Source organism: Pseudomonas sp. GW821-FHT09D08 (assembly GCF_059416305.1).
On record NZ_JBWKOX010000006.1, the window covers coordinates 255,630 to 278,754 of the forward strand.

General features: G+C 61.9%; 17 protein-coding genes. 2 read left to right on the plus strand and 15 right to left on the minus strand.

Annotated elements, in window-relative coordinates; genetic code table 11:
* Positions 1-27: 27 nt before the first annotated feature.
* From hutH to hutC, 8 genes are all read right to left on the minus strand, one after another.
* Positions 28-1,536: a histidine ammonia-lyase gene (gene hutH / locus AC07OP_RS14130; protein ID WP_495101390.1), complete on the minus strand. Its 1,509-nt coding sequence runs from the start codon at positions 1,534-1,536 to the stop codon at positions 28-30.
* Positions 1,537-1,590: 54 nt separating this feature from the next.
* The gene (locus tag AC07OP_RS14135; protein ID WP_073524655.1) at positions 1,591-2,415 is read right to left on the minus strand and encodes a quaternary amine ABC transporter ATP-binding protein; all 825 of its coding nucleotides are present in this window, start codon (positions 2,413-2,415) and stop codon (positions 1,591-1,593) included.
* A complete protein-coding gene (locus AC07OP_RS14140; RefSeq protein ID WP_495101391.1) occupies positions 2,412-3,263 on the minus strand; it encodes an ABC transporter permease in 852 nt (283 codons plus the stop codon). Before AC07OP_RS14140 ends, AC07OP_RS14135 begins: the two co-directional genes overlap by 4 nt.
* Before the next feature lie 71 nt (positions 3,264-3,334).
* A complete protein-coding gene (locus AC07OP_RS14145) occupies positions 3,335-4,300 on the minus strand; it encodes an ABC transporter substrate-binding protein (RefSeq protein WP_027605054.1) in 966 nt (321 codons plus the stop codon).
* 70 nt (positions 4,301-4,370) lie between these two features.
* Positions 4,371-5,831, minus strand: coding sequence for a purine-cytosine permease family protein (locus AC07OP_RS14150; RefSeq protein WP_495101392.1), 1,461 nt, complete (start codon positions 5,829-5,831; stop codon positions 4,371-4,373).
* 43 nt (positions 5,832-5,874) lie between these two features.
* Positions 5,875-7,545, minus strand: a complete 1,671-nt coding sequence (gene hutU, locus AC07OP_RS14155) for a urocanate hydratase (RefSeq protein ID WP_065940753.1) — start codon at positions 7,543-7,545, stop codon at positions 5,875-5,877.
* A 404-nt stretch (positions 7,546-7,949) separates the two neighbouring features.
* The gene (locus AC07OP_RS14160; RefSeq protein WP_421534413.1) at positions 7,950-8,510 is read right to left on the minus strand and encodes a HutD/Ves family protein; all 561 of its coding nucleotides are present in this window, start codon (positions 8,508-8,510) and stop codon (positions 7,950-7,952) included.
* Positions 8,507-9,217, minus strand: a complete 711-nt coding sequence (gene hutC / locus AC07OP_RS14165; protein ID WP_223841674.1) for a histidine utilization transcriptional repressor HutC — start codon at positions 9,215-9,217, stop codon at positions 8,507-8,509. The genes AC07OP_RS14160 and hutC overlap by 4 nt, the downstream gene beginning before the upstream one ends.
* 147 nt (positions 9,218-9,364) lie before the next feature.
* Here hutC and AC07OP_RS14170 point away from each other — a divergent pair, with 147 nt between their 5' ends.
* Complete coding sequence (locus AC07OP_RS14170) at positions 9,365-10,729, plus strand: formimidoylglutamate deiminase (protein ID WP_495101393.1); 1,365 nt, start codon at positions 9,365-9,367, stop codon at positions 10,727-10,729.
* A gap of 53 nt (positions 10,730-10,782) precedes the next feature.
* On the opposite strand, the gene AC07OP_RS14175 is transcribed toward AC07OP_RS14170, so the two are convergent.
* The 6 genes from AC07OP_RS14175 to AC07OP_RS14200 form a co-directional block, all read right to left on the minus strand.
* A complete protein-coding gene (locus tag AC07OP_RS14175) occupies positions 10,783-11,352 on the minus strand; it encodes a lipocalin family protein (protein WP_027605060.1) in 570 nt (189 codons plus the stop codon).
* A 30-nt stretch (positions 11,353-11,382) separates the two neighbouring features.
* On the minus strand, positions 11,383-11,637 hold the full coding sequence (locus AC07OP_RS14180) for a hypothetical protein (protein ID WP_027605061.1): 255 nt from the start codon (positions 11,635-11,637) through the stop codon (positions 11,383-11,385).
* 176 nt (positions 11,638-11,813) lie between these two features.
* Positions 11,814-12,824 carry a class 1 fructose-bisphosphatase gene (locus tag AC07OP_RS14185; RefSeq protein WP_027605062.1) on the minus strand — a complete coding sequence of 337 codons (1,011 nt, stop codon included), beginning with the start codon at positions 12,822-12,824 and terminating at the stop codon, positions 11,814-11,816.
* 108 nt (positions 12,825-12,932) lie between these two features.
* Positions 12,933-14,285, minus strand: coding sequence for a DUF3999 domain-containing protein (locus AC07OP_RS14190; RefSeq protein WP_495101412.1), 1,353 nt, complete (start codon positions 14,283-14,285; stop codon positions 12,933-12,935).
* Complete coding sequence (locus AC07OP_RS14195; RefSeq protein WP_495101394.1) at positions 14,285-17,800, minus strand: DUF2339 domain-containing protein; 3,516 nt, start codon at positions 17,798-17,800, stop codon at positions 14,285-14,287. Before AC07OP_RS14195 ends, AC07OP_RS14190 begins: the two co-directional genes overlap by 1 nt.
* A 133-nt stretch (positions 17,801-17,933) precedes the next feature.
* On the minus strand, positions 17,934-20,384 hold the full coding sequence (locus AC07OP_RS14200) for a glycogen/starch/alpha-glucan phosphorylase (RefSeq protein WP_065925746.1): 2,451 nt from the start codon (positions 20,382-20,384) through the stop codon (positions 17,934-17,936).
* 240 nt (positions 20,385-20,624) lie between these two features.
* Here AC07OP_RS14200 and AC07OP_RS14205 point away from each other — a divergent pair, with 240 nt between their 5' ends.
* Positions 20,625-21,059 carry a YkgJ family cysteine cluster protein gene (locus tag AC07OP_RS14205; RefSeq protein ID WP_024072902.1) on the plus strand — a complete coding sequence of 145 codons (435 nt, stop codon included), beginning with the start codon at positions 20,625-20,627 and terminating at the stop codon, positions 21,057-21,059.
* 141 nt (positions 21,060-21,200) lie between these two features.
* On the opposite strand, the gene typA is transcribed toward AC07OP_RS14205, so the two are convergent.
* On the minus strand, positions 21,201-23,021 hold the full coding sequence (gene typA / locus AC07OP_RS14210) for a translational GTPase TypA (protein ID WP_034117299.1): 1,821 nt from the start codon (positions 23,019-23,021) through the stop codon (positions 21,201-21,203).
* Positions 23,022-23,125 lie beyond the last annotated feature (104 nt).

Consider the following 23,125-nt stretch of genomic DNA (forward strand, 5'->3'; position numbering starts at 1 on the left):
TGTGAATTATTCTTTTGAAATAAGTGTTCAGTGCAGATTCGGTAATGCGGTGTCCTTGAGCACCTTGGCGGCGGCCGCAATATCCGGCGCCAGCCAACGGTCCTGCTCATAGGCCGGCACCACTTCACGCAACAGGCGCCAGGCGCGATCGGTGCCCACGCCGAAGCGCTGGTCTTTCAGGAATTCGAAGGCCTGGGCCGCCAGCAGGTACTCGATGGCGAGGATCTGGGTGACGTTGGCCACTACCTGGTGCAGCTTGAGCGCGGCGTTGGTGCCCATGCTCAGGTGATCTTCCTGCAGCCCCGAGGTGACGAAGTTGTCGAGCACCGCCGGTTGCGCCAACTGGCGGTTCTGTCCGCACAGCGAGGCGGCGACGTACTGCACGATCATCATCCCGGAGTTGACCCCGGGGTTGCTCACCAGGAACGCCGGCAGGCCGCTGACGTGGGGGTTGATCAGGCGGTCGAGGCGGCGCTCGGCCACCGAGCCGATTTCGGCCAGGGCAATCGCCAGCAGGTCGGCGGCCAGGGCGACGGACTGACCGTGGGGGTTGGCCTGGGACACCACGCGGTAGTGGTCCGGCGTGCCGAGCACCAGCGGGTTGTCGGTGGCGCTGTTGAGTTCGGTCTCGATCTGGCGAGTGGCGTGTTCCACCTGGTCGCGCGCCGCGCCGTGAATCTGCGGGATCGAGCGGATGCTCAGGGCGTCCTGTGTGCGGATGCCTTTGCTGCTCGCAATCACCTCACTGCCATCGAGCAACGCACGCAGGTTGCGGCCGACATGCTGCATGCCCGGGTGCGGCTTGAGGGCGATGATTTCTTCGTCGAAGGCATCGATCTGGCCGCGTTGGGCCTCGAAGCTCATGGCGCCGATCACGTCGGCCCATTGCAGCAAATGATGGGCGTCGGCCAGGGCCAGGCAGCTCAGGCCGGTCATGCACGGCGTGCCGTTGACCAGGCACAGGCCGTCCTTGGCGCCGAGGACCACCGGCTGCAAACCTTCTTCGTCCAGGGCTTGTTGCGCCGGCACGATCCGGCCGCGATAGCTCACATGCCCGACACCCAGCAGCGCCACGCCGACATGGGCCATATGGGTCAGGTAGCCCACCGAGCCCTGGGACGGTACTTGCGGCGTGATGCCGTGGTTGAGCAGCGCCAGCAGCGAATGCACCACCTGCGGATGCAGGCCGGATTTGCCGTGGCTGTAGTTGATGACCGCCGCGCAGATGATTGCGCGGGTCTGCTCGTCGCTGAGGACCGGGCCGACGCCACAGGCGTGACTCAACAGAGTATTGCGCGACAGCTGGCTCAGTTGCTCGCCTTTAAGCGACACGTTGCACAATGCGCCCAACCCGGTGTTCACGCCGTAGGCGCGTTCGCCGCTGGTGACGATGCGCTGCACGATGGCCTGCGCATTGTCGATCCGCGCCCAGGCCTGGCCCGAGAGTTCGAGCACCGCACCGTGACGGGCCACGGCGACCACGTCCTGCCAGCGCAGCGGAGTGTCGGCGATGATGATTTTTACTGCCTGGGACATTGTTGACCTCTTCATATTCTCTACAGCTTTGCCGGCCTCACCACAGAACCTGGGTCAAACCACCGCCGCACGCCGCTGGACAAACCGGTCCACGTACTCATCCGCCGGCGAATGCAGGATCTCCCTCGGCGTGCCGACCTGGATCAGCTTGCCGTCCTTGAGGATCGCGATGCGGTTGCCGATACGCACGGCCTCGTCGAGGTCGTGGGTGATGAACACGATGGTCTTGTGCAGGGTCTTTTGCAGCTCGAGCAACTGATCCTGCATCTCGGCGCGGATCAGCGGGTCGAGGGCGCTGAAGGCTTCGTCCATCAGGATGATGTCGGTGTCAGCGGCCAGGGCGCGGGCCAGGCCGACACGCTGGCGCATGCCACCGGAAAGCTGGTGCGGGTATTTGTTTTCGTAGCCCTTGAGGCCCACGGTTTCGATCCAGTGCAGCGCGCGTTCGGCGCAGACCTGCTTGGTTTCGCCACGCACCTTGAGGCCGTAGGCGACGTTGTCGAGCACGCTCTTGTGGGGCAGCAGGCCGAAGCTCTGGAACACCATGCTGATCTTGTGCCGACGGAATTGGCGCAGGGCATCCATGTCCAGTTGCAGGATATCTTCGCCGTCCACCAGGATCGCGCCGCTGGTGGGGTCGATCAGGCGGTTGAAGTGGCGCACCAACGTGGATTTGCCCGAGCCCGACAGGCCCATGATCACGAAGATCTCGCCGGTACCGATGCTCAGGGACAAATCGTTCACGCCGACCACGCAGCCGGTCTCGGCCAGCACCTGGTCCTTGGTCTTGCCTTGGCCGACCATGGCCAGTGCGTCCTTGGCGCGGGCGCCGAAGATCTTGAAGACGTTTTTAACTTCGATTTTGCTGACAGTAGTCATTTGCTCGCCTCATGCCGTGGACGACCATAGGCCTGGGTAATGCGGTCGATGACCACGGCGAGAATCACGATCGCCAGCCCGGCTTCGAGGCCACGGCCGACGTTGAGGGTCTGGATGCCGACCAATACGTCTTCACCCAAGCCACGGGCGCCGATCATCGAGGCGATCACCACCATCGACAACGCCATCATGGTGGTCTGGTTGATACCGGCCATGATGCTCGGCAGCGCCAGCGGCAATTGCACGCCGAACAGCTGTTGCCAGCGGTTGGCACCAAAGGCGTTGATGGCTTCCATGACTTCGCCGTCGACCTGGCGAATCCCCAGGTCGGTCAAGCGAATCAGCGGCGGGGCGGCATAGATCACCGTGGCGAAAATCGCCGGTACCTTGCCCAGGCCGAACAGCATCAGCACCGGGATCAGGTACACGAAGCTGGGCATGGTCTGCATGATGTCGAGCAGCGGCATCAACACCGCACGCAGGCGATTGCTGCGCGCCGACAGGATGCCCAGCGGGATGCCGATCAACACCGAGATCACCGTGGCGACCATCATCAGCGCCAGGGTCTGCATCAGCTTGTCCCACAGGCCGACCGCGCCCACCAGGAACAGCAGACCGACGATCACCGCCGTGGTCAGCACCTTGCGGGTGGCATGCCAGGCAACGGCGCCGACGATGGCCAGCATCAGCCACCAGGGGGCCGCGCGCAGCAGCCCCTCCAGGTTGACGATGGCCCACAGCAGGGTGTCGGAGATGTGCCGGAACACATCGCCGTAGTTGGTAACCAGTGAATCCACCCAACCATTGACCCAGTCGGCGATGGAAAACGTAAAACTCTCAGGAAACATAGCGTGCTCTCGATCCAGTGGGTTGTGGCCAGGCGCCCGGCTACCCATGAGGGTAGCCGGGCACACTTGACCTACAAGGCCGCGTCGATTTTCTTGGCTGCCTCGTCGCTCACCCAGGCGTGCCAGACTTCAGGATGTTCCTTGAGGAAAATTTTCGCCAGTTTCGGCGACTCAATACGCTCCTTGGCCATGCGCCCCAGGTTCTGGTTCAGCAGGTCGATGGGCAGGTTGACTTTTTCCAGCACGGCCACCAGTTCCGGGGCTTGTTCGTGGAAGGTCTTGGACAGGCCGACCTTGATGCTCACGGTCTTATCCACACCGGGTTTTTCTTCCAGCTTGACCAGGTCGACCTGGCCCATCAGCGGGGTTGGCGACCAGTAGTAGAACAGGATCGGCTCGCCACGCTTGTAGCTCGACAGCACCGCCGCATCCAGCGCCGGGCCGGTGCCTGGGCGGAAGTTGGTGTAGGTGCTTTCCAGGCCGTAGCTCTTGAGCATTTCGCTGTTGTCCAGCTCGCAGGTCCAGCCGGCCGGGCAGTTGTAGAAGCGGCCCTTGGACGGTTCTTCCTGGTCCTTGAACACCGCGGCGTACTTGGCCAGGTCGGCGATGTTTTTCAGGTCCGGCGCCTTGGCTTCCAGCTTGCGCTTGGCGTCGCCTTCGATCACGTAGCGCGGTACGTACCAGCCTTCGACGGCGCCCACCACCGGGGCACCGACACCGACGACTTTGCCGGCCTTCTCGGCCTTGTTCCAGACTTCGCTGCGGCCGACCCATTCTTCGGCAAACACTTGGATGTCGTTGCTGCTCAGGGCGTTTTCCATGGTGATGGAGTTGCCCGGCAGGCTGTCGGTTTTGCAGTCGTAGCCTTTTTCCAGCACGGTTTGCAGGATGTCGGTGAGCAACATGCCGCTTTCCCAGTTCAGGCCGGCGAATTTCACCGGTTTGCCGGATTCACACCAACCGGCCGCCTGGGCGCCAGCAGTGGCCAGCAAGCCCGCGGAAAACACGGTGGCCAACAGGGTCTTATGCATTTTCATTGTTGTGACGCTCCCAAATCTTGAAATGGATTACGGCAGTCAGTAGGCATCCTGCCCTGTCCACGTCCCATCAGGCCTGTGCAACCAGCCCGTTTGTCGTCGTCGGTGCAGCGCCCTGCTCTGTCGGCAGGGTCAGGTGTTCAGGCGTTGCGCGAGGCCACTTTTTCGCCGCCCAGTAATAGAGCGCGGCGGGAAGAACCAGGCCGATGATCCAGGAAATATCCACATCCCCCAGGGCCGCCACCAGGGGACCGGTGTAGAACTTGGTGGAGATGAACGGCAACTGCACCAGCACACCGAAGACATACACGCTGATACCGAGCAGGTTCCAACGGCCATAGCGCCCGTTCGGATCGGCCAGCGCCGGTACGTCATAGCGATCGCGGGTGATGCAGTAGTAGTCGACCAGGTTGATCGCGCTCCATGGGGTAAAAAACGCCAGCAGGAACAGGATGAAGGACTTGAACGCCCCCAGGAACGAGTGCTGCCCGAGCAAGGCGATCAGGGTCGCGGTACCGACGATGGCCAGTACGAAAAACAGGCGCTGCAAGCGCGTGACCTCGAGGCGACCGCGAAAGCCGCTGATGATCGTGGCAATGCACATGAAGCTGCCGTAGGAGTTCAGCGTGGAGATGGTGACCTTGCCGAACGCGATGCTGAAATACAGCAGCGCCGCAGTGGCTCCGGTACCGCCCAGGCCGACGATATAGGCCACTTCGTGACCGGCAAATTGCCCGTTGGACATGGCCGCCGCGAACACGCCGAGGATCATCGCCACCTGCGCGCCAACCACCGAACCTGCACCTGCGGCAAGAAAGGTTTTCAGCGAGGACGTGTTGCTCGGCAGGTAGCGTGAATAGTCCGCCACGTATGGGCCGAAGGCGATTTGCCAGGAGGCCGCGAGCGACACCGCCAGCAGGAAGCTGCTCCAGCTGAAGTGGCGGATTTGCAGGAGTGCGCCAACGTCGGCCTGGCTCATCAGACGGCTGAACAGGTAGACAAAGGCAATCACGCCAATGACGCTGGCAACGCGACCGATGAAGTGGATCACCCGGTAACCGAGCACCGTGACCAGCACGATGACACTGGCGAAGATCAGGATCCCGACGCTGTCGCTGACACCAAACAACTGGCCCAGGGCCTGGCCGGAAAGCACGGTGCCGGTTGCGGTGAAACCAAGGTACATCAGGCAGACCAGCACGATCGGAATCGCCGCGCCGTACACACCGAACTGCACCCGGCTGGAGATCATCTGCGGCAGGCCCAGCCTGGGCCCTTGCGCCGCATGCAACGCCATGACGCCGCCGCCCAGCAGTTGACCGATCAACAGACCGAACAACGACCAGAACACATCACCGCCCAGCACCACGGCCAGGGCCCCGGTGACGATCGCGGTGATCTGCAGGTTGGCACCCAGCCACAGGGTGAACTGGCTCAATAGACGACCGTGTCTTTCCGCTTCCGGGATGTAGTCGATCGAACGTTTCTCGATCAACGGGGTGGTGCTTGCACGCGCGTCACTTGCAGCCATGGGTGTTCAACCTCTGATGGATTGTTTTCAGGGTGGTGCTGGCTTACTTGATCATTGGAAGATTGAGACCCTGCTCTTTGGCGCAATCGATCGCGATCTGGTAACCCGCGTCCGCATGACGCATCACACCAGTGGCCGGGTCGTTGTGCAGCACACGGGCAATGCGCTCCGCCGCTTCGTCGGTACCGTCGCAGACGATGACCATGCCGGAGTGCTGGGAGAAGCCCATGCCGACGCCGCCACCGTGGTGCAGCGAAACCCAGGTCGCGCCGCTGGCGGTGTTGAGCAAGGCGTTGAGCAACGGCCAGTCGGACACGGCGTCAGAACCGTCCTGCATGGATTCGGTTTCGCGGTTCGGGCTGGCGACCGAGCCGGAGTCCAGGTGGTCACGGCCGATGACGACCGGTGCCGACAACTCGCCGCTGCGCACCATCTCGTTGAACGCCAGGCCGAGCTTGGCGCGTTGGCCCAGGCCGACCCAGCAGATACGCGCCGGCAGGCCCTGGAAGCTGATGCGCTCGCGCGCCATGTCCAGCCAGTTGTGCAGGTGCGCGTCGTCGGGGATCAGCTCTTTGACTTTGGCGTCGGTCTTGTAGATGTCCTGCGGGTCGCCCGACAGCGCAGCCCAGCGGAACGGGCCGATGCCACGGCAGAACAGCGGGCGGATGTACGCCGGTACGAAGCCTGGGAAGTCGAAAGCGTTTTCCACGCCCTCTTCCTGGGCCATCTGGCGAATGTTGTTGCCGTAGTCGAAGGTCGGGATGCCTTGCTTCTGGAATTCCAGCATGGCTTTGACGTGCACCGCCATCGACTGCTTGGCGGCCTTGATCACGGCAGCCGGTTCGGTCTTGGCGCGGGCGCGGTATTCGTCCCAGGTCCAGCCGGCCGGCAGGTAACCGTTGAGCGGGTCGTGGGCGCTGGTCTGGTCGGTGACCATGTCCGGGCGCACGCCACGCTTGACCAGTTCCGGCAGGATTTCAGCGGCGTTACCCAGCAGCGCGATGGAGATCGCCTTGCCTTCCTTTGTGTACTTGGCGATGCGGGCCAGGGCGTCGTCGAGGTCGGTGGCTTGTTCGTCGACATAGCGGCTGTTGAGGCGGAAATCAATGCTGACCTGCTGGCATTCAATGTTCAGCGAGCACGCGCCGGCGAGTGTCGCGGCCAGAGGCTGTGCACCGCCCATGCCGCCGAGGCCGGCGGTGAGGACCCAACGGCCCTTGAGGTTTGAATCGTAGTGCTGGCGACCGGCTTCGACGAAGGTTTCATAGGTGCCTTGGACGATGCCCTGGCTGCCGATGTAGATCCAACTGCCGGCGGTCATCTGGCCGTACATGGCCAGGCCCTTGGCGTCCAGTTCGTTGAAGTGCTCCCAGCTGGCCCAGTGCGGTACCAGGTTGGAGTTGGCGATCAGCACACGCGGGGCATTGCTGTGGGTCTTGAACACGCCGACCGGCTTGCCGGATTGCACCAGCAGGGTTTCATCGTCATTCAGGTGGGTGAGGCTCTCGACGATCTGGTCGTAGCACTCCCAATTGCGCGCTGCACGGCCAATACCGCCGTACACCACCAGTTCTTTGGGGTTCTCGGCCACTTGGGGGTCGAGGTTGTTCATGAGCATGCGCAGCGGCGCTTCAGTCAGCCAGCTTTTGGCAGTGAGCTTGTTACCGCGGGCGGCGCGGATTTCGACGTCACGGTATTTTGTAGGCTTGGTCACAACAAGAACTCCTCGGCGATCGATGCGCGAACATGGATGGTGCGAAGGAGAGTCTTACGCACACATCTTTACTTGTACATACAAGCATATGCAATCAAGCGGCCAACTTTCTGAGGAAGGTATTCGGATTTTTCTGAAAAGCGCGTACGAGCCTTGGAAATCAGGGCTTCGAGGCATGATGAAATTTCTTGCGAAGGGGTTGTATAGCGAAGGGGGTTTGTCACGACAGCGCAGTTTTGCGCCACGCTGGGGCGTTCGGTAACAAATTGGTGCGAGACCTGGAAACAGATCGCAAGAACCGTGAGAAACAAATGTGGGAGGGGGCTTGCTCCCGATTGCGGTGTGTCAGCCCAGGATATACCGACTGATCCACCGCTATCGGGGCAAGCCCCCTCCCACATTTTTTAACCCCGCAGGGTCAGTTCGATGATGCAGCAGCGACCCGTGACGGAAATATCCAGCAGACCGCTGTTACCGTCCACTTGCAGGCAATCGTGATGACCCAGTACCTGGTCCAGCACCTTGACTTCATCCGCCACGCTGAACACCAGCACTGTCTGCGCGGTACTGAAAAACCGCTGCACACCATCCACCCACTGCAACCGCGCATGGTAACGCTGGGGCGAGTAGATCAGGTTGAAGTCGCGGATAGGCCCGGTAATCAAGCGGCATGAAACCTGGCTGTCGCCTTTGAAGGCGAACGGTTGCAGCGGTAACAACCCGCGCTGCTCCTCGCCATCCACGGTCAGCACCATGCCTGCGCCTTTGATCACGGTGATCACGCGCTGGTAGCCGGCAAAGGTGGAAAACCCGCCAGACTCGCCGATATCGGCAATCGACAGGCGCCAGCCGAAGCCTTCCAGGCCCTCGCCGGCATCGCGGGTGATTTCTTCGGTACTGCCGCCGCCGTTTTTCCACGGCATGCGCACGTAATCGGCGGCGCGCCAGACTTTTACTGCACTCATTTACTGAACCGTCCTTCCAGGCTGTGACGAGAACCGGGGTGGATCAAACGCGCGGCAGTCACCGGCTGACGGCCGGACCAGGTACGCCGGCGAATCAACAGGCACGGCTCGCTCGGCTCGATCTGCAGCAACTTGCACTCGGCAACGTCGGCGAGAATCGCCTCGACCACGTGCTCGCCTTCGGTCAACGGCGCCACTTGGTTGAGATAGGCATAGGGGGTTTGCAGGGTGAAGTCCTGTTGCAGGTATTCCGGCGCGACCAGGGCGTTGACGAAACGGTCCTCGATTTGCACGGGAATATCGTTTTCGTAATGCACGATCAGCGAGTGGAACACCCGCCCGCCTTCACGCATTTCCAGGGCGACGGCGCGTTCGGAACCGGCAGCCTCTTCACCCAGGGTGATGACCTGGCAGGTATGCCGATGACCGCGGGAGGCGATCTCATCGGCAATGTTGTGCACTTCGAACAGCGCCGACTGGCTCTTGGGCTCGGCGACGAACGTGCCGACGCCTTGCATGCGCACCAGCAAACCTTCGGCGGTGAGCTCGCGCAGGGCACGGTTGATGGTCATGCGGCTGAAGCCCAACTGGCTGACCAGTTCGCTCTCCGACGGTACGCGATAATGGGGCGGCCAGTTGCCGTTGAGGATCTGCTGGCTGATCATCTGTTTGACGCGGGCATACAAGGGCGCCGGACTTTCGTCCATGTGGGCAGCCAGTGAAGACTTGGCGGGCGGAGTCGGCACAGGGAATCCTTGCAAGGGGAAAAGATGCATAGATTGCCGGAGTTTACCGAGCAGGCAAACGTCTGTATATGTATATACAAATAAACACACGACCGGGGTGCTCTAATCATGTCCGCTTTCTTTGCCGAACGCGCGCTGCTGCCTAGTGGATGGGCCAACGATGTACGTCTTGAAGTCAGCGCCGATGGCCTGCTGACACAGGTTGAGGCCAACGCCAGCGCAGCCGGTGCCGAACGGCTCAGGGGCCCGGTATTGGCGGGCATGCCGAACCTGCACTCCCACGCCTTCCAGCGCGCCATGGCCGGGTTGGCCGAAGTGGCCGGCAACCCGAATGACAGTTTCTGGACCTGGCGCGACCTGATGTACCGCATGGTCGGCAAGATCAGCCCGGAGCAACTGCAGGTGATCGCGCGGCAGTTGTATATCGAGATGCTCAAGGCCGGCTACACCTCGGTGGCCGAATTCCACTACGTGCATCATGACGTCAGCGGCCAGCCGTACGCCGACCGTACGGAACTGTCGCGGCAGATCAGCCAGGCCGCAGCGAGTAGCGGCATCGGCCTGACGCTGGTGCCGGTGCTCTATACCCACTCAGGGTTTGGCGGCCAGGCGCCGAATGAGGGGCAGCGACGGTTTATCAACAGCACCGAACATTACCTGGACCTGCAAGCGCACCTCAAACCGATCCTCGCGGCGCAACCGGCGCAGCAACTGGGGCTCTGCTTCCACTCCCTGCGCGCGGTTACGCCACAGCAGATCAATGAAGTGCTGGCCGCCAGCGACAAGACGTGCCCGGTGCATATCCATATCGCCGAACAGCAAAAGGAAGTCGACGACTGCCTGGCCTGGAGCGGCAAACGCCCGTTGCAATGGCTGTACGACAACGTCGAGGTCGATGAACGCTGGTGCCTGGTGCACGCCACCCATGCCAACCCGGAAGAAGTGACGCGCATGGCCAAGAGCCGCGCGATTGCCGGCTTGTGCCTGACCACCGAAGCCAACCTGGGCGACGGGATTTTCCCGGCCGTGGATTATCTCGCCCAGGGCGGACGCCTGGGCATCGGTTCCGATAGCCATGTGTCCCTGAGCGTGGTGGAAGAACTGCGCTGGCTGGAATACGGCCAACGCCTGCGCGATCAACGGCGCAATCGCTTGTATCGCAGCGACCAGCCGATGGTCGGCCGTACGTTGTTCGATGCGGCGCTGGACGGCGGCGCACAGGCGCTGGGGCAGCCGATCGGTCGACTGGAAGTGGGCAAGCGTGCGGATTGGATCGTGCTGGACGGTAACGATCCTTACCTGGCGACAGCCACCGAAGACGCGATTCTCAACCGTTGGCTGTTCGCTGGGGGTGATCGGCAGGTACGGGATGTGCTGGTCAACGGCAAGTGGGTCGTGCGCGATGGGCGACATGCTGGCGAGGAAGACAGCAGCCGAGCGTTCACGCAGGTCTTGAGGGATTTGTTGGGCTGACTAATGTGGAAGGGGCTTGCCCCCTCCCACATTTAATTGATGGGGTTTTCGCGTTACTGCGAAGTCTTCGCCATCTGCTTATCCGACGTGCGCCAGATCAACCGCGTGGTGTCATACCCTTGCTGCCGCGCCCTGCTCAACAGGTCTTCGCGGGTGTCCGCGCTGACCGTCGGCGTGCGTGACAGGATCCACATATAGCGCCGGCTCGGGCTGCCGACGATGGCGGTCTTGTAGTCATCGCTGACGTACAGCACCCAGTAATCGCCCTTGGCGACGCCTGGCAGCAGTGACGTAAACCAGTTGTTGAATTCCACCCAGAGCTTGTCGGTCTTGCCAGGCACCTGCGGCGTGGCCGTGCCCTTGGCTTCTTCCCACTTCCACTCGGTGGTGAGGCAGCGGTTGAATACCGACATATCGCCATCAGGCAGCAATGTGTAGCGGGCTTCGGACTGCGCGCAGTTGCGCTGGAAGTACATCGGCAATCGAGCCAACTCATACCAGGTGCCCTGGTAACGCTTGAGGTTGACGTTGCTCGCTGTCTTGGGTTGCAGATCATCGCCAGAATGGCTGGCGCAGCCCGCCAAAAACAGGCTGGCGCAAAGGAACAAAACAAAACGCATCATTCTTCTTCTCCCGCAGGCTTTCGCCCCGGTTTACTTCAGGCCTTGCCCGGAAAACATAAGAACTTTGTCACCGGCATATTGAACGCTGATAAAGCTGTTTTTATCGCCCCATGTGCAGCTGGACATGCCCAGTGCGCCGGAACAATCGGTCGGCTTGCCCAGCAGCGACTCCACCTCGGCCTTAGGCATGCCGGCCGACAACTTTGCGTAGTTTTCTTGATTGACCTTGCTGCAAGCGGCCAACAGCACGCAAAAGGCCAGCAAAGCGAGACGGCGTAACGACATGGAATAACTCCTGGAGGGACGAAGCAGCTTGGGTATCTGCCAGAAGCTTAGAAGGGAAAAGAGGTGTCTGGTTCCCGACGAACGAAAACAAAAAAGCCCCGAAAACGCTGAAACGTTTCGGGGCTTCTTTAAGGGTGAACCGGCTCACAACAACGCCGTTCACTTATCGCCGCAGCTTACTTCTTGTGGTAGGCGGTCACACGCTCAACTTCTTCCTTGGAACCCAGGAACACCGCCACACGCTGGTGCAAGCCGTCGGGCTGGATGTCGAGGATGCGCTGGTGGCCATCGGTGGACGCACCGCCCGCCTGCTCTACCAGGAAGGACATCGGGTTGGCTTCGTACATCAGGCGCAGTTTGCCCGGCTTGGACGGCTCGCGGCTGTCGCGTGGGTACATGAACAGGCCGCCACGGGTCAGGATACGGTGTACGTCGGCCACCATCGCCGCGACCCAACGCATGTTGAAGTTCTTCTTCAACGGGCCTTCTTCGCCTTCCATCAACTCGTTCACATAGCGCTTGACCGGTTCTTCCCAGTGGCGCTGGTTGGACATGTTGATCGCGAATTCCTGGGTGGAAGCCGGAATGGTGATGTCTTCATGGGTGAGGACGAAGCTGCCCATTTCACGGTCCAGGGTGAAGCCTTTGACGCCATCGCCCAGGGTCAGCACCAGCATGGTCTGTGGGCCGTAGATCGCGTAGCCGGCAGCGACCTGCTCGGTGCCTGGCTGCAGGAAGGCCTTTTCGTTCAGGGCTTCGTTCTGGCTCAGGTATTCGTTCGGGCAACGCAGTACCGAGAAGATGGTGCCGACCGGGGCGTTGATGTCGATGTTGGACGAACCGTCCAATGGGTCGAACACCAGCAGGTAGGCGCCTTTCGGGTATTTGCCCGGGATCTGGTAGGCATTGTCCATTTCTTCGGACGCCATGCCGGCCAGGTGACCGCCCCATTCGTTGGCTTCGAGCAGGATCTCGTTGGAAATCACGTCGAGCTTCTTCTGCACTTCGCCCTGCACGTTTTCAGTGCCCATGCTGCCCAGGACACCACCCAATGCGCCTTTGGACACGGCGTGGCTGATTTCCTTGCAAGCACGCGCCACCACTTCGATAAGGAAGCGCAGATCGGCAGGCGTGTTGTTGCTGCGGGTCTGCTCAATCAAATAGCGACTCAAGGTAACGCGGGACATGGAAGGCTCCGATGAAGGGGGGGCTAAAAACCCGCGCAGTTTAACGCGAGTCGGGGCGTATTTCCTCCTATCAGAGGATTTAAACCCAATAGAGTTCATGGACTTTATTTAACGTGCCACCGGTGGCTTGCGCAGCAAACTGTAGGCCATGCCTCCCAGCGCCGCCACGCCGAGCAGTAATACGGCCCAGAGTCCGAGTTTTTTCCAGTTCGGCCCGCTGTCGACAGCCGCCGGGACCGGTGGCGAAGTGACCGCGACGGCCCCGGCCACCTTGGCCTGTCCCAAGGTGTTGAGGCGCTCGGCGGTGTAATCCGGGATCAGCGTCGACAACGGCAGGTTCGCCGCCTTCACCGAGGCATTCCCCAGCGCCAGCGTGAACGGCGGCTCGCCCCGCGCCAGGAACACCAACTGCGTGGCGCGCACCGCGAAGTGCAGGGCCGGCGCTTCGACGCCCAGGCCGCCGCCGCGCTCGTCGACCTGCAACTTGAGTTCGGTGACCGTCTGGCCGGGCAGTTGCAACTCGTCCTGCACCACGTCCTGGCCATTCTGGGTCAGGCGGTAGAGCAGACCATTGCTCAGCGGCTGCCAGGCTTGATTGCCATCGCGTCGCCCCGCTAAGGTCACCGGCGCCAGCGTATTGGCCTGCTTCAGCTCGACACGCAAGCGCTCGACACCCAGCCCGGTGGGCAACTTCCAAGTGTACTCACCCGCCTTGAGCCGCGTGCCCGAGAGCGGCTGCGACCATACCAGCGGCAGCGGCAGGCTGCTGCTGGTGGCACTGGCCAACCTGGCCGAGGTCAGCAATGGTGCCGCCTGCCCCTTCCACACCAGGCGCAGGTAACGCGCGGACTGGCCCGGCAAACTGACGTCATGCTGCTCGACCCGCTCGTCGGCAAACGACAAACGCGCCACTTGTCCATCGCCCCAGGATTGCCAGTGCTGCAAGTCATCACTGGCTTCAATGCTGAAGCGCTGGAAGCCCTCCTGCTCGCGGCTCCAGTCCAGGCTCAACTGCTGCAACGGCGCCTTGATTTTACTGGCATCGAGCACCCAGCCGCGCAGCACCTGCTTGCCGGGCTTGGGTGCGGTGGACGGTTTGATTTCCACCAGGGTGCCTTCGGCCGTGGTTTTCATCACCACACCGGGCAAGGTTGCCTGGGTGTCGGCGGCATACAGCGGGAACCACTTCACGTCGGTGACTTCACGACTTTCGGTGCGTTGCGACGCTTGACGCGCCAGCGCGTAGGCCTGGGGTTCACCGGCGGCGTTGAACACGCGCACATCGCTGAGATCAGCCTGGCGCGCATTCAGTTGCACGGCCAAGGGCAACTCAAGGCGATACCAGGGGCCGTTGCCGCTGACGCTCAGCGGCACCTGGCTGCTGAAGTCGGCCGGCGTTTCCTGCGCCCACGCCGACAACGCCGTACACATGCCCAGCACGACCACGCTTAACTTACCGATCAAGAGGATGCTCCTTCAGTGTCCAACACAGGTTCGGCACGCTTGGGCGGCAGCGGCGCAAAGTAGCCCACCACCAGCAACAACCCGCCCACGCCGATAAACGACACGATCCGCGCCAGGCCGCCACGGTTGCTCAGCTCGACGAAGAACAGCTTGGCCACCACCACCGCGATCAGCGCCGCGCCGATCAGCCAGACTTCGCGGCGATGGCGCAGGTGGCCGCCGATCATCAGGCCGAGGGCGATCAGGGTCCAGACAATCGACAGGCCGGCTTGCACCAACATCGACGCCAGCAACCCATCCAGATGGAACGGCACGCCGCCCCAGTGGTGGGCGGTGCGCATCACCAGTGCCGTAAAGAACGCGAACAGCGAAACACCGGCAATGCCCTGGGCAAGCAATTCGGCACGCGGCCCGCGCTGCGGCGCCACGCTGCGCGACCACAGGTACACGCCCAGCAGCGCAAACAGCAAGCCCAGGTCCAGCGGGTTGAGCAGCGGCACATAGGGCAATGGCTCGGCCGTGCCGTCACTGAAGGTATTCGCCAGCCAGAACCAACCCAGCATCAGTATCGCCAAGGGCAGTGCCGCCAACACGCGATATTCCCGTGGATACGCCGACACCGGCCACGGCCAGTTGCGCGGTGCGGCAGCCAGCACCAGGTACAGGCTTGGCAGGATCGCCCAGCCCAGCCAGCGCCAGGCGTTGTATTCGCTCGACAGCAACAACAGGCCGTAGCGCAACTCCAGCGCCAATACGCCGATCAACATCCAGCCACCCAACACATGAGCAACGCTCAGGACGGTGGCCGGCACCAACGTCGCCAAACGCCGCAGCGCGATGAAATGCACCCCGAACACCGCCAGCCACGCCAGCCAGCCGTAGTGCGCTGCCGGGTGGTAATAATTATGCGCAGACACCAGCAAAACCATCCCCGCCGCCGGCATCAACAGGGTGCAGAGCATGCCCAGGGACGACCAGCGCAGGCGCGTCGCGAGCAACGCCCAGATCGCCACGCTGACCGCGGCAATACCCAGCAGGCACGCACCCCGCAGCTCATCGGGTATAAACCGCAGCACTTCAGCGATCAGCGCCAACGCCCACCACGCCGCGCCCCACACCAGCAGCAGGTCAGACAGGCGTTGCAGCTTGAGCACGGCAAACACCGGCGCATGGGGTTCACGCTGCAGGCGCCAGGCGCCGATCAAGGCGGCCAGGCCCAGCACCATCGGTGTCCAGAAACCGCTGTGCCCCAGGGGACGCACACCCTCGCTGGTCAAAGGCCCGAGCAGCTCCGGCACCGCCAGCAGGAACGACGCGCCGCCGATCACTTGCAGCAGCAACCCAAATACAAAACTGACGCGCTGTTGCAGGTACAGGCTCAACCAGATGATCAACAACCCACTGGCCGCCCACACACCGCTGGCGCTTTCCCATGGCAGTACAAACAGCACGGCGAGGTTGATCAGCACCAACCCGGCCAGCAGCACCACAGACAGCCCGCGCAACAGCCGTACATCGCTGCGCACCATGTCGTCGCGCGCCGCCAGCAGCATGCCGCCGATCAACGCCAGGCCGATCAACGACGCGCTGAGCAGGCCGCTCCAGCCGGCGTTGAATACCGCTGCCGAGTCGCCGCCTTGCAAGCGCAGCAGGAACAACGCCCCGCCCAGCAGTTGCACGGCGAACGCCGTGAACAGGAACGTGCGCGAGCCAATCCGCAAGCCGATGAACAGGGTCGCCAGGCCGGCGAGCGCCCAACTGATGGCAGTGCCTTGAGTCAGCAACAGCAGCGGCGCGAGCAGGTACACGAAAGTCAGGCCGAGGCTGGCCAGAACCGGCAGGCCCTTGCGCTCCCACTCCGCCGCCTGCTGCGTCGCGGCCCTGCGCAGTTGGTCGAAGCTGAACAGCAAGGCCGCGCCCAGCAGCAACGCCCCCAAGGGCGCCCCCTCCAGCAGCGTGTGCTCGCCGATGCGCAGTTCACTGAGAAACGCCAGCGCCGAACCCAATTGCAGCAACAGGCCAAATGCCCGCGCCAACGGCCGCTGCTGGCGCAAGCCGAGCCAGAAGATCCCGGCACCTTCCACCGCCCAGGCGGCTGCGGTCCAGCGGGCATCGAGGCCCAGGGGAATCGCCAGGCTGGCAAAGATCACCCCCAAGGCCAGGCAGGTTTCCGCCAGCAGCAAAGCGCGCCCGCCACTGAGCACGCGGGCCAGGCTCATGTAGAGGATGCCCAGGCCCAGCGCACTGAACGCCGCGGCGAACTCAAGGTGCTGCACCAGCGCGAACTGCAGGCCAAACCCCACCAGCGGCGGGCCGAACAGCATGCTGCCGTCGACGTAGTCGCCTTTGGATACCGACCAACGCAACAACGCATCACGGCCTTCCGGCGCGTCGCCCATCTCCCGCAACTTGCGCCGGGCGAACAACAGGCCGATAGCCAGGTACATCAGGAAAAACAGGATCAGGAACGGCTCGGTACTCCACAGCAGTTCCGGCGTGTAGGAGCGCATGCCCCAGGCAAAGCCGATGCCGAAGGTGCCGACAAAGCCGATCAGGTTGAGCAAGCGCCAGGCCTTGAACCAGGCGATGGCGAGGATACCGGCGTTGAGCAGGGCAAAATAACTGAACAGCGCGACATGATTACCGGCGCCGGTGGACGTGAGGATCGGCGCCGCGAAGCCGCCGAGCGCGGCCGCACAGGCCAGTCCCAACGCATCCTGGGTAATCGCCAGGATCGCCGAGAACACCGTGACCGCCACCAGCAGGCCCAACGCCGCGCTCGGGTCGATCAACGGGTGCAGGCGCATCGCGGCAAACACCGTCAGGTACAGCACCGCGATCCCGGTGCCTTGCAGCATCAAGCCGTAGTTGCTGTTGCGCAACCGCAGCCACCAGCCCAGGCCCAACAGGCCAAGGGCCGCCGCGGCAACGCCGGCGTAACGCAGTTCGATCGGCACCACCATGCCTTCGGTGGCGTAGCGCAACAGGAAGGCCAGGCCGAGAAACAGCAGCACCACGCCGACACGCAGCACGGTGTTGCCACCAAACAGCCAATTGCGTGCGCCGCCGATGGCGCGTTCGATCAGGTTTGGGCCACGGGGAGCGGCAGGTTCTTGAGGCGGGCGTGGCGTCGGGGCAGGCGTCCAGACCTCATCCGGCAATGGCTGGCTCGGTTCGGCGACCATGGCGACAGGTGCCAATTCAGCCGGCAGCTCCCACACCAGTTCAGGCACCTTGGCGACAGGTGCCGCCTTAGGCACAGGCGGCTCGACAATGACAGTGCGTGTCGGCGTGGGTACTTCCAGTTGCCGCAGGCGCTCACCCAGGGCGATCAACGCCTTCTGCGTGGTTTCCAACTGAACAGCCTGTTGCTGCGCCTGGGTCGCCAGCTTCGACAGGCGAATCGCCTGGCCGATGCCCAACCCCAACAGCGCACCGATGCCCGCATCATAGAACGACTCATCGAGCGTCCAGCCGAGCACCAGGCCAATCAGCATGAAAATCCATTGCATGGTCGATATTCCCTGAGCAAACCGTGCTGTAGGAGCGAGCTTGCTCGCGAAGATCGCAAAGATACCGCGTTAAATCAGAAAGCACGCGTTATCGTTGGCGTTTTTCGCGAGCAAGCTCGCTCCTACAGTAGATCTAGTCCAGGGCTTTCCAGATCTCCGTAGCGTACTCGCGGATCGTCCGGTCCGACGAGAACCAGCCCATGCGCGCGGTATTGAGCACCGCCGAACGCCACCACGCCTTGGAATCATGCCAATGCGCTTCGACCCGCGCCTGGGCATCCCAGTAGGAATCGAAGTCGGCGCAGACCAGGAAGCGGTCGTAGTCGATCAACCCGTCGATCAAGCCCACATAGCGGCCCGGATCGTCCGGCGAGAACACCCCGCCGCGAATCGCTTGCAGCACATCGTTCAGACGATGGGACGCCGCAATATCGGGCCCGGCGTTGAATTCCCCGGCGTGTTTACGTGCCTCGACCTGCTGTGCGCTGAGGCCGAAGATAAACATGTGATCGGCGCCCACGCGCTCGTGCATCTCCACGTTGGCGCCGTCCATGGTGCCGATGGTCAGCGCGCCATTGAGGCCGAACTTCATGTTGCTGGTGCCCGAGGCTTCAAAGCCGGCGGTGGAGATCTGCTCCGACAAGTCCGCCGCCGGAATGATGCTTTCCGCCAGGCTGACGTTGTAGTTGGGCAGGAACACCACCTTGAGCAGGCCGCGTACGGTCGGGTCGTTGTTGACGGTGCGCGCGATATCGTTGGTCAGCTTGATGATCAACTTGGCCTGGTGATAGCTGGCCGCCGCCTTGCCCGCGAAGATCTTCACCCGTGGCACCCAGTCGGTACCCGGCTCGGCACGGATCGCCTGGTACAGCGCCACGGTGTGCAGCAGGTTGAGCAACTGGCGCTTGTATTCGTGGATACGCTTGACCTGCACGTCGAACATCGCCGCCGGGTTCACCGAAATGCCCAGGCGCTCATGGATGATCTCGGCCAGCGCACGCTTGCTGTGCAGACGCTGGTCGGCAAAGGCTTTGCGGAAGGTCTGTTTCTCGGCGAAGGTTTCCAGCTCGCCCAGGCGGGTTTCGATGTTGTCGAGAATGTCCGGGCCCAAGGCTTCCACCAGCATATCGGTGAGCTTGGGGTTGGCCTGGTACAGCCAGCGGCGGAAGGTAATGCCGTTGGTCTTGTTGTTGATGCGCTCCGGGTAGAGCTTGTGCAATTCGGAGAACACCGTGCTGCGCATCAGTTGGGTGTGCAGGCCGGACACGCCGTTGACGCTGTGGGAGCCGAGGAACGCCAGGTTGCCCATGCGTACACGGCGGCCGTTGTCTTCTTCGATCAGGGACACGGCGCGCAGTACGTCGAAGTCATGGATGCCCTTGGCGCGCAGCGCATCGATGTGCTGGGCGTTGATCAGGTAGATGATCTGCATGTGCCGGGGCAGCATGCGCTCCATCAGGCCGACCGGCCAGGTTTCCAGGGCTTCGGGCAACAGGGTGTGGTTGGTGTACGACAGGGTTTCGACGGTCACATCCCACGCGGCTTCCCACGGAATGTCGTGCAGGTCGACTAACTGGCGCATCAACTCGGCCACGGCGATCGAGGGGTGGGTGTCGTTGAGCTGGATCGCCGCGTGTTCGCCCAGGCTCAGGACCGAGCCGTGCATGTTTTTGTGGCGACGCAGCAGGTCTTGCAAGGAGGCGGCGACGAAGAAGTATTCCTGACGCAGGCGCAGTTCCTGCCCCGCTTCGGTGCTGTCCGCCGGGTAAAGCACTCGGGAGATGCTCTCGGCGCGGGCTACTTCGGCGACGGCGCCCAAGTGGTCACCGGCGTTGAAGCGCTCCAGGTGCAGGTCTTCCACCGCCCGGGCACGCCACAGGCGCAAGGTATTCACGCTGGCGCCGCGCCAGCCGACCACCGGGGTGTCGTAGGCAACGGCGCGCACGGTTTCGTTGGGCGTCCACACCTGGATCAGCTTGCCGGAGGCATCCGGCAGGGTTTCGACGCTGCCGCCAAAGCCAATCGGGTAAATCACCTCGGCCCGCTCGAATTCCCACGGGTTGCCGAAATCCAGCCAGCGTTCGGTCTGTTCCTGCTGCCAGCCATCGACAATCGCCTGGCGGAACAAGCCGTGCTCATAACGAATGCCATAACCGTGACCGGCGATGCCCAAGGTCGACATGCTTTCCATAAAGCACGCGGCCAGACGGCCGAGGCCGCCGTTGCCAAGCGCCGCGTCGGGCTCGAGCAGGCGAATGCGTTCGAGGTCCACACCCAGCTCGGACAAGGCTTCGCGAGCGATCTCCAGCACGCCGAGGTTGCTCAGGCTGTCGTAGAGCAGGCGGCCGATAAGGAATTCCAGGGAGAGGTAATACACCCGCTTCTGGCCTTTGCGGTAGATACGCCGCGTGTGATCCATCCAGTGGTCGACCATCTGGTCGCGGGCGGCCAGGGCAATGGCTTCGAACCAGTCGTGGTCGAAGGCATGGTCCGGGTCTTTGCCCACCGCGTAGGTGAGTTTGGTCAAGACAGCATCGCGGAATGCGGCTACCTCTGCTTCTCGTGCAAGCGGTTCCTGAGACATCGGTGTGACCTCGGGCGAGATTGAAGGAGTTGCTAGAGCCTAGTCGGTCTGACAGACGGTAGACGCTCTGGTTCGGCAGTTTTTTAACTCATTCACCTTTAATACGCTTTTGATGCAGGGGTCGTGCCCGATCAGCCCTCATCCGCGCCTTTGAGCTGAAATCCGTAAAATATTGTTCAAAAAACCACCAATCCCGGTATGATCGCGCGCCCGGATACCGCCCCACCTTTTGGAACCCTGATGAAGCCTCAACTGATCGCCGCCGCGGAACTCGACCGTCTCGAGACTTGGCAGAAATACTCCGCCCATATGTGCGGCGGCTGCGTGTCCAGCTGCTGCACGCTGCCGGTTGAGGTGAAGATCAAGGACCTGATCCGCATTGGCATCGTCGATGAGTTCGAGCGCGGCGACCCGCCGAAGAACATCGCCAAGCGGTTGCAGAAGGAAGGCATCGTCGAGCGCTACAACAACAAATCCGAGATTTTTACCCTGCAGCGCATGAGCAACAACGACTGCCTGTACCTGGATCGTAAGACGCGCTTCTGCACTATTTATGACAAGCGCCCGGATACTTGCCGCAACCACCCGAAGATCGGGCCGCGCCCGGGGTATTGCGCGTACAAGCCGAAGGAAGTGGTGCGCGAGACCAAATTCAAGACCCTCGACAAGTTCTGATTCGGGTTTTGTGGGGCTCTCAAGGGCCCTATCGGGGGCTTGCCCCCGATGAGGCCAGTACAGCCACCCCAAAATCTGCAGGCATAAAAAAACGCCCCCGGCCTTTCGACCGGGGGCGTTTTTCATTCAGCCTGAGTTAACTCAGTTCTTGGCTTTCTTGGCAGCGCGGGTACGCTCGCCTTCGTCCAGGATCTTCTTACGCAGGCGGATCGACTTCGGCGTCACTTCGCACAGTTCGTCGTCCTGGATGAACTCCAGGGCCTGTTCCAGGGTGAAGCGAACAGGTGGAACCAGGGCGATGGTTTCGTCTTTACCCGAAGCACGCATGTTGTCGAGCTTCTTGCCTTTGGTTGGGTTGACACCCATGTCGTTGTCACGGCTGTTCAGGCCAACGATCTGACCGTTGTAGATCTCTTGACCGTGTTCAACGAACAGCTTGCCACGCGCCTGGAGGGTTTCCAGGGAGTAGGTCAGCGCCTTGCCGGTTTCTACCGATACCAGGACACCGTTCTGACGGCCGGACATGTCGCCGGACTTCATGGTGTCGTAGCGATCGAAGATCGAGGTCAGGATGCCAGCACCGTTGGTCAGGGTCAGGAACTGGTTACGGAAACCGATCAGACCACGAGCAGGGATGTTGTATTCCAGACGCACACGGCCTTTGCCATCCGGCACCATGTTGGTCAGGTCACCCTTACGCAGGCCCATCTCTTCCATGACCTTGCCCTGGGATTCTTCAGGGGTGTCGATGGTGACGTTTTCGAACGGTTCCTGCTTCACGCCGTCAACCTGACGGATGATCACTTCAGGACGACCAACGCCCATTTCGAAGCCTTCGCGACGCATGGTTTCGATCAGTACCGAGAGGTGCAGCTCACCACGGCCGGAAACCTTGAACTTGTCAGCCGAGTCGCCTTCTTCAACGCGCAGTGCAACGTTGTACAGCAGCTCTTTGTCCAGACGTTCCTTGATGTTACGGGAAGTCACGAACTTGCCTTCTTTACCGCAGAAAGGCGAGTCGTTTACCTGGAAGGTCATAGAAACGGTTGGCTCGTCGACGGTCAGAGGCTTCATCGCCTCGACAGTGTCCGGCTGGCACAGGGTGTCGGAGATGAACAGCGAGTCCATACCGCTGACGCACACGATGTCGCCGGCGAAGGCTTCTTCAACGTCGATGCGGTGCAGGCCGTGGTGACCCATCAGCTTCAGGATACGACCGTTACGCTTCTTGCCGTCGGCGCCGATAGCGACAACCGGGGTGTTCGGCTTGACGCTACCACGGGCGATACGGCCAACGCCGATAACACCCAGGAAGCTGTTGTAGTCCAGTGCCGAGATTTGCATCTGGAACGGACCGTCACGGTCAACCTTCGGTGGTGGAACGTGGTCAACGATCGCCTGGTACAGCGGGGTCATGTCTTCCGCCATGGCGGTGTGTTCCAGACCGGCAATACCGTTCAGGGCCGAAGCGTAGATCACTTGGAAATCAAGTTGCTCTTCGGTGGCACCCAGGTTGTCGAACAGGTCGAAGATCTGGTCCAGAACCCAGTCCGGACGCGCGCCTGGACGGTCAACCTTGTTGATGCACACGATCGGACGCAGGCCGGCTTCGAACGCCTTCTTGGTCACGAAACGGGTTTGCGGCATAGGGCCGTCTTGAGCGTCAACCAGCAGCAGAACGGAGTCAACCATCGACATTACGCGTTCTACTTCGCCGCCGAAGTCGGCGTGGCCCGGGGTATCCACGATGTTGATGTGGTAGCCGTTCCAGTTGATAGCGGTGTTTTTAGCCAGGATGGTAATACCGCGCTCTTTTTCCTGGTCGTTGGAGTCCATCACGCGCTCGTCGTTGAGCTCGTTGCGCTCCAGGGTGCCGGATTGACGCAGGAGTTTGTCTACCAGGGTGGTTTTACCATGGTCAACGTGGGCAATGATGGCGATGTTACGTAGATTTTCGATCACTTGTGTATCTCGATCAGAGGATTCGGTGTGCTGACAGGTCGTGGCAGCGATTAACAGTAGAGTCAGGCCTTGCCGTTACAGCTTGACGGCAGAGTCGGGGGGCC